The 8353-nt window shown below is 69.0% G+C and carries 10 protein-coding genes; 8 read left to right on the forward strand and 2 right to left on the reverse strand.

Annotation, left to right across the window (positions count from 1 at the left end):
- The first annotated feature begins 174 nt into the window (after positions 1-174).
- The 4 genes from FPZ12_RS44710 to FPZ12_RS44725 are packed head-to-tail and all read left to right on the forward strand — an operon-like array spanning position 175 to position 3060.
- Positions 175-1617 (forward strand): MFS transporter, encoded by a 1443-nt coding sequence (locus FPZ12_RS44710; RefSeq protein WP_144761672.1) that lies wholly within the window; start codon positions 175-177, stop codon positions 1615-1617.
- On the forward strand, positions 1617-2429 hold the full coding sequence (locus tag FPZ12_RS44715; protein WP_144761675.1) for an SDR family NAD(P)-dependent oxidoreductase: 813 nt from the start codon (positions 1617-1619) through the stop codon (positions 2427-2429). The genes FPZ12_RS44710 and FPZ12_RS44715 overlap by 1 nt, the downstream gene beginning before the upstream one ends.
- Positions 2430-2431: 2 nt before the next feature.
- Positions 2432-2629: a ferredoxin gene (locus FPZ12_RS44720; RefSeq protein WP_144761678.1), complete on the forward strand. Its 198-nt coding sequence runs from the start codon at positions 2432-2434 to the stop codon at positions 2627-2629.
- On the forward strand, positions 2626-3060 hold the full coding sequence (locus FPZ12_RS44725; RefSeq protein WP_144761681.1) for a nuclear transport factor 2 family protein: 435 nt from the start codon (positions 2626-2628) through the stop codon (positions 3058-3060). Before FPZ12_RS44720 ends, FPZ12_RS44725 begins: the two co-directional genes overlap by 4 nt.
- A 4-nt stretch (positions 3061-3064) precedes the next feature.
- On the opposite strand, the gene FPZ12_RS44730 is transcribed toward FPZ12_RS44725, so the two are convergent.
- Complete coding sequence (locus tag FPZ12_RS44730) at positions 3065-4255, reverse strand: cytochrome P450 (protein ID WP_144761684.1); 1191 nt, start codon at positions 4253-4255, stop codon at positions 3065-3067.
- Between the two features lie 19 nt (positions 4256-4274).
- Here FPZ12_RS44730 and FPZ12_RS44735 point away from each other — a divergent pair, with 19 nt between their 5' ends.
- From FPZ12_RS44735 to FPZ12_RS44750, 4 genes are read left to right on the forward strand one after another with little or no spacing between them, the layout of a single operon-like run.
- Positions 4275-5147, forward strand: a complete 873-nt coding sequence (locus FPZ12_RS44735) for an SDR family NAD(P)-dependent oxidoreductase (RefSeq protein ID WP_144761687.1) — start codon at positions 4275-4277, stop codon at positions 5145-5147.
- Positions 5144-6022, forward strand: coding sequence for a DUF6282 family protein (locus FPZ12_RS44740; RefSeq protein ID WP_144761691.1), 879 nt, complete (start codon positions 5144-5146; stop codon positions 6020-6022). The genes FPZ12_RS44735 and FPZ12_RS44740 overlap by 4 nt, the downstream gene beginning before the upstream one ends.
- A gap of 17 nt (positions 6023-6039) precedes the next feature.
- Positions 6040-6870, forward strand: a complete 831-nt coding sequence (locus FPZ12_RS44745) for a mycofactocin-coupled SDR family oxidoreductase (protein ID WP_144761694.1) — start codon at positions 6040-6042, stop codon at positions 6868-6870.
- Positions 6871-6882: 12 nt separating this feature from the next.
- Positions 6883-7641 carry an SDR family NAD(P)-dependent oxidoreductase gene (locus tag FPZ12_RS44750; protein WP_144761697.1) on the forward strand — a complete coding sequence of 253 codons (759 nt, stop codon included), beginning with the start codon at positions 6883-6885 and terminating at the stop codon, positions 7639-7641.
- Here the strand turns inward: FPZ12_RS44750 and FPZ12_RS44755 are convergent.
- The coding region (locus FPZ12_RS44755) for a DUF1206 domain-containing protein (protein ID WP_150980802.1) at positions 7638-8353 on the reverse strand (716 nt) is incomplete at its 5' end. The two genes, FPZ12_RS44750 and FPZ12_RS44755, sit on opposite strands and share 4 nt — an antisense overlap.

An 8353-nucleotide genomic window follows, 5' to 3' on the forward strand; every position in this document is an offset into this window, starting at 1 on the left:
CCGCACCCACAGTGTCCACAGTGGACCCCGCGCCGTTCCCGTGACCGAACCACCCCGGACGGTCACCGCCCCCGCCGAACCCGACTCTTGACACCACCTCATTCGCGGCTAATGATGATACTAGTAATGAGGGATTGGGAGTCACTTCCGGACTCGACTCAACGGTGAGGCGCAATGACCAGACCCGCTACCCAGACCACCGCCATGCCCAAGGGGCTCGTGGCGATGACCAGTTTCTGCGTCATCCTGGCCACGTTGGTGCTCACCCTGCCGCTGACCGTGCTCGGCCAGATCGGCGAATCGCTCGGCGCCTCCGGCAGCCTGCTGAACTGGGTCGTCATCATCGGCTCGCTCAGCGGCGCGGTCGGCACCGGCCTCCTCCCGCCGCTGGCCTCGCTGTTCGGCCAGCGCACGATGACCGTGACGACGATGGCCCTGCTCACCCTGGGCAGCGTGATCGGCGCGGTCGCCCCGAACATGACCATCCTGCTGATCGGCCGGTTCATCGGCGGGTTCACGCTCGGCGCCATCGCGCTCTCCCTCGCGATCGCCCGCGCGAACCTCAGCGGCAAGACGCTCGGCACCGTGCTCGCGTGGATCGCGGCGGCGGAAGGCATCGCCGCCGGCCTCGGGTTCGTGCTCGGCGGCCTGCTCACCGACGCCGTCCACGTGAGCTGGCGCGCGGTGTTCGGCATCCTCGCCGTGCTCGGCGTCATCGGCGTTTTCGGTGCGCTGGCGGCGATTCCGCGTCGCACCGACCCGAACCGCCCGCGCGTGGACTGGCTCGGCGGCGGCCTGCTCGCCCTCGCGCTGGCGCTCATCCTCGTGCCGCTGTCCATGGGCTCGAAATGGGGCTGGGGCAGCGCCGCGACGCTGGTGCCGCTCATCGGCGGCGTCGTGGTCGCCGCGATCTGGTGGGCCGTCGAGGAGCGTGTCGAGCAGCCGCTGGTGAACACCCGCGCCCTGCGCAACCGCAACTTCCTGCGCGGCTGGCTGGTGTTCTTCCTGGCCGGGATGCTGGCCTGGATCATCAACTTCACGCTGCCGAAGTTCACCGAAACCCCGGCGGGCGCCGGCTTCGGGTTCGGCTACAACTCGCTGGTCAGCGGGTTCGTGATGCTCGTGTTCTGCACCGGGATCGTGGTCGGCAGCGCGTCGGTCGGGCGGCTGAGCCGGGTCGTCGCGCCGCGCGTGATCTGCCTGATCTCCTTCACCGGCCTCGCCGTGAGCCTGCTGCTGATCGCCTTCCTGCACGACCACGCCTGGCAGCTGTGGACCTGGCCGATCCTCTCCGGCCTCTCCTACGGCCTGACCTCCGCCAGCGCATACCTGACGTTCATCACCGCGCTGCGCCCGCACGAGGTGGCCACCGCGGCGAGCATCGGCCAGATCAGCGCCCCGCTCGGCGGCGCGATCGGCAGCGCGGGCATCAGCGCCGTGCTGACCGCGCAGGTGATCAAGGTCGGTGGCGAAGCCGTCCCGACGGAACACAGTTTCCGGCTCGGCTGGCTGATCGGCGTCGGCGTCGCGGTCGTGGGCTTCCTGATCGTCGCGTTGCTGCAGCCCAAGAAGGTCACCGACGAAAGTCCCGAGGTCGCTGAAACGGTGGCGATCTGATGCTGGGCGACAAGCGCGTCCTGATCACGGGCGCGGCCAGTGGGATGGGCCGTGAGCTTGCCGTGGAGGCCGCGCGCCAAGGCGCCCAGAGCGTCGGCATCACCGACGTGAACGCGGAAGAGCTTGCCGTCACTGGGAAACTGGTCGAAGCCGAAGGCGCGAAGGCGCTCCCGCTGAAGGCCGATCTCCGCACCGGCGGCGAAATCCGCGAGATGATCGAGGAGTTCGTCGCCCACGCCGGCGGCCTCGACACGCTGTTCAACAACGCCGGGGTGCTCGACCACGTCTTCGCCCCGCCCGAACAGACCACAGTGGACACTCTGCCGGAGGACGCCTGGGACGCGGTACTGGACATCAACCTCAAGGCGGTCTGGCTCGCCACCAAGTTCGCCGCGCCGCATCTGCGCGCGTCGGACCGCGGGCCCTCGATCGTCAACGCCGCCTCGGTCGCCGGGATGACCGGCGCCCGCATGGCGGCGTACGGGGTGTCCAAGGCCGCGGTCATCCAGCTGACGAAGGGCGCGGCGATCAACCTGTCGCCGGACATCCGCGTCAACTGCTATTGCCCCGGCTCGATCCGCACCCCGATGAGCACCGCGCACCTGGCCGCGGCCGAGGACAAGGTGGCGCAGGCGCGGGCGATGTACGGCACGCACCTCATTCCGCGGCTCGGCGAGCCCGGCGAAGTGGCCAAGGTGGCGTGCTTCCTGGCCAGTGACGAGGCATCGTTCCTGACCGGGGTCGTACTCCCCGTGGACGGCGGAACCATGGCGTGGCGCGGAATCCGGGACGACGTGACCGTGGAGGAGTGAGCGTGTTCATCTCGATCGACGGCAGCCGGTGCATGGGGCACGGCCGCTGCTACACGATGGCCGAAACCCTGCTGTCGGACGACGACGAGGGTTTCGTCGCCGAACGCGGTCAGCGCTGGCAGGTCGCCGCCGAGCTGGCCGACGAAGCCGTGCAGGCCAGGGACGCCTGCCCGGAAGCGGCCATCACACTGGGCGAATGAACCTCGAAGAACGGGTGCTCCGGCTGGAGGCCGCCGAGCTCGCGCGTGGGCTCCTCAACACCTACTCGCACGTGCTCGACGACCCCCGGCCGGAAACCGTGGCGGCGTTGTTCGCTGAGGACGCGGTGCTGACCACGCCTTCCGCATCGGTACGGGGCCGCGCGGAAATCCAGGCGTGGTATGAGAAAGCGTTCGCCGCGGACCCGTCGCGCAAACGGCATTTCCTCGTGCATCCCCGTGTCACCTGGCTCGGGGATTTCCGCGTGCGCGTCGAGTCTTCGTTCCTGTTCACCGGCCGCGCGGACCGGCGCTCGGTGATCGGCTGGGGCGACTACGACGACGTGATCGCCGTCGGCGGCGAACCGAAGTTCGTCCGGAAAGACATCGTGCCCAGCCTCGCGACCGATCTGGCCGCGGGCTGGGCACTCTGACGGTTCAGTCCCACACGATCGGCAGGTGCTGCAACCGCAGCTGGCTCCCACGCTCCCGCAACTCCGCGCCGTCGGCAATGCGGTAGTGCGGAATGCGCCGGTGCCATTCGGACATCGCGATCCCCAGTTCGGCGCGGGCGAGGTGCATCCCGAGGCAGCGGTGGTACCCGGCGCCGAAACCCAGGTGCTGGTTGAGGTTCGGGCGGTCGGGGTCGAACCGCTCCGGGTGCTCGAACTTGCGCGGATCCTGGTTCGCGGCGGCGAGGCCGAGCCACACCAGGTCGCCCTTCCTGATCTGCAGCCCGTGGAAGTCCAGGTCCCGCGCGGCTTCCCGGCCGTCCTGGATGATCAGCGTGTACAGCCGGATGATCTCCTCGACCGCCTTCGGCCACAGCTCCGGCTCGGCCAGCAGCCGTTCGCGGTCCTCGGGATGCCTTGCCATGTGCAGGAACGTGTAGCCGATCGCGCTACGCGTGGTGTCCAGCCCGGCGGCCATGATGGTGTTGAGGATGGTCAGGATCGTGCCGTGCGGGATCGGCGCGCCCTGGTACTCCGCGGTGACCAGGCGGGTCACCAGATCCGTCTTCGGGTCACGCGGGTCGCCGGCGCGCTCGGCGATCGCGGCGGTGAAGTACTCGTCGATGCTGTGCCGTGTTTCGGCCGCGATCCGCTGGGATTCGGGGTCGCTGTTGAAGAAGCCGATGAACTGGCCCTCCACCCACGGCAGGAACTTCCCGGCGTCCTCCACCGGAAGTCCCAGCAGGGCAAGGAAAAGCTCGGTCGGATAGGTCATCCCGAACCCGGTCGCGATGTCGGTGGACTTCGCGGGCGCGACCTCCTCGACCAGTGCGGCGGCGCGTTCACGGGCCAGGTCGGCGATGCGCTTGACCAGCTTCGGGGCGAAGAACGGGTTGAGGATCCGCCGCAGCTCGGAATGCTCCGGCTGGTTGAGGTTCTCCGGCAGCAGGCCCATCGGCGCCGAGCGGTGGAACGCGCTCACCTGGTCGTTGGTGAAGTCCTCGTCCCGCTCCAGCGCCTCCTTCACGTCGTCGAACCGGTTGAGCACCCAGAAGCCCTCGTCCGTCGAGTCGTTCCAGGCGAACCGGGCGGCCTCGCGGTCGGCGTTGAGCAACCGGTGCGTCTCCAGCGCCGGCCGTTCCAGTCGGTAGTCGGTGTGGAACACCGGGCAGTCCATGGCATCTCCTCATCGGTGAGTGAGCAGGCAGACCAAGCGAATTATTCGCATGAATGGCATCGAACGTCAATGTGCCCCGCGCGTTGACATCGCTGACAATCGTGCGCATGATTGTTCCGTGCGCAGGCTTGAGGATCACACAGCGGTGGTGACCGGCGGCGGCTCGGGAATCGGAGCCGCCACCGCGCGGCGCCTGGCCGCCGAAGGGGCCGCGGTCGCCGTGGTCGACCTGCACGAGGACGCGGCGGCGGAAACCGTCGCGGCCATCGAGCATGCCGGCGGGCGCGCGCTGGCCTTCGAGGCCGATGTGCGTGACCGCTCGCGGATGGGCGAGGTCATCGACGGCGTTGTCGCCGAATTGGGCGAAATCGGCGTGGTCTTCACCGGCGCGGGCGTGAGCGGCGCGAGGGTGGACAGCGCTGAACTGTCCGAAGAGGACTGGCGGGGCGTGCTGGACATCAACCTCGGCGGCACGTTCTTCACCATTCAGGCGGCGTTGCCCTCCCTGCTGCGGCGCGGCGGAGGCTCGGTCGTCACGTGTGGTTCGACTTCGTCCTTCATCGCCACGCAAGGCGGTCTGGCGCCGTACCGCGCGTCGAAGGGCGGGGTCAAGATGCTCACCCAGACCCTCGCGGTCGAGTACGCGCCGCGCGGCATTCGCGTGAACAGCGTGTGCCCGGGCGCGGTGAAGACGAACCTTTCCGCCAACACCGCCGCGATCGTGCCTACGAGCGGGACGGTGCGGAACCCGTCGAAACCCCTTTCCGTGCCACTGGGCCGATATGGGGAGCCGGACGAGATCGCTGCCGTGGTGGCGTTTCTGGCGTCGGCGGACGCTTCTTACGTGACGGGGCAAGCGATCCTCGTCGACGGCGGTGTCACCGCCGAATGACGCGTGATTCGGGGTCGGCGCCGATCCTGCTCGACGGGGCGATCGACCTGCACTGCCACTTCGGGCCGGAACCGCTGGTGGAGAAGCTCGCGAAACGACCGCACAGCGTCGACCCGGTCCAGGCCGCCACGGAGGCGGTGGCCGGTGGGATGCGCGCGATCGTGTTGAAGGCACACGAGTTCCCGTCCACGGCGATCGCGGACCTGACGAACAAAGCCGTCCCTGACGTGCTTTCGGTCGCCGGGATGTGTTGCGATCATCCGGTCGGCGGCCTGAACCCGCAGGCTGTCGAGACGGCTTTGCGCGCGGGTGCCCGGGTGATCTGGCTGCCCACGCTCTCTTCGGCGTCGAACAAACCGGCGTCCGTCCAGGCGGCTTTCGGTGTCGCGGAAGGAATCCGCGTGCTGGACGAAGGTGGGCTGGTGCCCGAGGTTCGGCAGATCATGGATCTGGTCGCCGAGCACGGGGCCGTGCTCGCGACGGGTCACATCACCGTCGACGAGCACTACGCCGTCGCCCGTGCCTTCGGTCAGCGGGGGAATCTCGTTGTGACACATGCGATGCACGCCAGCGCGGGGCCGGGGCTGTCGGTGCGGCAGACGGTCGAACTCGCCGAACTGGGTGCCGTCATCGAGTTCGCGGCGCATACGTGTATGGGTGCACCGTCCACTTTCGACCAGGTTGTTGCCGCGTTGGGCAAGCTCGGCCCGGAGCGTGCGCTGGTGTCGACGGATTACGGCTGGACCGATTCGTTGCCACATCCGGCTGAGGGGTTGCGTGGCTACGTGAACGCGTTGTGGGACGCCGGGGTCGAAGAGGCGGATTTGCGCACGATGGCTTGTGCGACTCCGGCCCGGTTGCTGGGTTTGGATTGACAGGAGGGGTTTTCGCCATGGGCCGTGTCGAGGGCAAGGTCGCGTTCATCACCGGTGCCGCGCGGGGGCAGGGGCGTTCGCACGCGCTACGCCTGGCCGAGGAAGGCGCCGACATCGTGGCGGTGGATGCGTGCGAGGACATCGCCACGCTCGAATACCCGATGGCCACCGAGGCCGATCTCCGTGAGACGGAGAAGCTGGTCCGCGAGCGCGGCCGCCGGGTGCTGGCGCGCAAGGTGGACGTGCGCGATCAGGCCGGGCTGAACCAGGTGGCCGCCGACGCTGTCGAGCAGCTCGGCGGGATGGACATCGTCAGCGCGAACGCCGGGATCTGCGGCTGCCGCCCGACTTTCGACCTGTCCGACGACGAGTGGCAGGACATGGTCGACGTCAACATGACCGGCGTGTGGCGGACGGTCAAGGCGACCGTGCCGCACCTGATCGAGGCAGGCCGCGGTGGCTCGGTCGTGCTCACCAGCTCCATCGTCACCTTCGTCGGGGCCGCGAACGTGGCGCACTACAACGCTTCCAAGAGCGGTGTCGTCGGACTGATGAAGACGTTGTCCGCCGAGCTGGGCAAGCACCGGATCCGCGTGAACGCCGTCCACCCCGGCAACGTCGCGACGGACATGTTGTTCAGCGAGTCGACGCTGCGGGTGTTCTGCCCGGACCTGGAGAACCCGACCGTCGAGGATCTGCGCGAGCGGGCGCGCGGCGGGGACGTGCTGGGGCAGGGCTGGGTGGAGGCCGAGGACATCAGCAACGCCGTGTTGTACCTGGCTTCGGACGAGGCGAGGTTCGTGACGGGGATTTCGCTGCCGGTCGACTGTGGCCGCCGGATTGGTTGAGGGAGAACGGAAATGACGGAGATCGTGCCGAACAGGCTGGCCGGGCGCCGGATCGTGCTGACAGGTGGCGCCGGCGGGATCGGTGCCGCGGCGGCCGCGAGGCTGGTCGCGGAGGGGGCCGCCGTGGGAATCCTGGACAAGGACGGCATCGCGGCGAAGCGGGTGGCAGGGGAGCTCCAGAATGCCGTCTGCCTCGAATGCGATGTCACGTCACAGGATTCGGTCACGACGGCGGTCAACGCGGTGGCCGCGGAACTGGGCGGTCTCGACGGCGTCGTCACCTGCGCGGGTATCGCCAGGTCCGGTCTGCCGCACGAGATGTCGTTCGAGGACTGGGACGCCGTCATCAAGATCAACCTGACCGGCTCGTTTCTCGCGATCCGCGCGGCCGTGCCGTTCCTGCTGGAGGCCGGCGGCGGCGCGGTCGTCACGATCGGCTCGGTGGCGTCGCTGATCTCCGCCAACACCAACACGTGCGGCTACGATGCGTCGAAGCACGGCGTGGTCGGCCTGACCCGCTCGGTCGCGGTGGGCTATGCGGAGCAAGGAATCCGCGCGAACTGCCTGTGCCCCGGCGTCGTCGACACCCCGCTGGCCCGCAAGGCCCGCGAAGAGAATGGGGTGACAAGCAACGCCGTCGCCAACACCCCGCTGGGCCGCCGCGCGGACCCGTCGGAGATGGCGTCGGTGATCTCTTTCCTGCTGTCGTCGGACTCGTCGTTCATGACGGGCTCGGTAGTGACCGCGGACGGTGGCCTGACCACGCGCTAACCCCGACGCGCCCGAGCCGCGGCGAAGCAGTACACCCCGAATGCCGCCAGCCCGAGCGCCACAACCGCCAGCGCCACCACGCCGAACGGCCGCGCCGCAAGGGTTCTGAGCGCTTTGTCGAGCCCGCCGGCCTGTCGCGCATCGGACCGCAACCCCGCGTACGCGAGCAGCGCGGCGATCTCGACGTACACGGCCCCCTTCGCGAAATACCCCACCCGCCCCAGCCACACGACGGCCGTGCGTGTGCCCGCGGGCAGGTCAGACTGGTCGAGGTCGTCGAGGAAGCTCTTCTTCGCGCCCTTCACCACAGCCGCGATCGCGACCCCAAGCACGACCGCCGCCGCGACCGTCACGAGAAACGGCCCCGCGGGGAGCCGCAACAACTTCCCCGTGGCTTCCTGCTGCACCTGGTCACTCCCAGCGGCCCCACTCCCCGTCGCGAGCCGCACCGCCGTCACCCCCAACGCGATCACGCCCACGCCCCGCGCCACCGCCCCGACGCGCGCAGTCGTCTTCCGCCCCGACAGCGCATGCACGAACTCCCACAACCCGAACGCGATCAGCCCCACCGCCAGCACCCACAAAACCCCCTGCCCGAACGACGTGGACCCGATCTCCTGCAACGCCCCACGCTGATCGGCCTCGCGAGCCCCAGCCCCGAACGCGACCCGCAACGCGAGGTAAGCCAGCACCAGATGCACGAGCCCCCAAC

It is taken from the genome of Amycolatopsis acidicola (assembly GCF_007713735.2).
In the GTDB taxonomy this organism is placed as follows: Bacteria; Actinomycetota; Actinomycetes; order Mycobacteriales; family Pseudonocardiaceae; genus Amycolatopsis_E; species Amycolatopsis_E acidicola.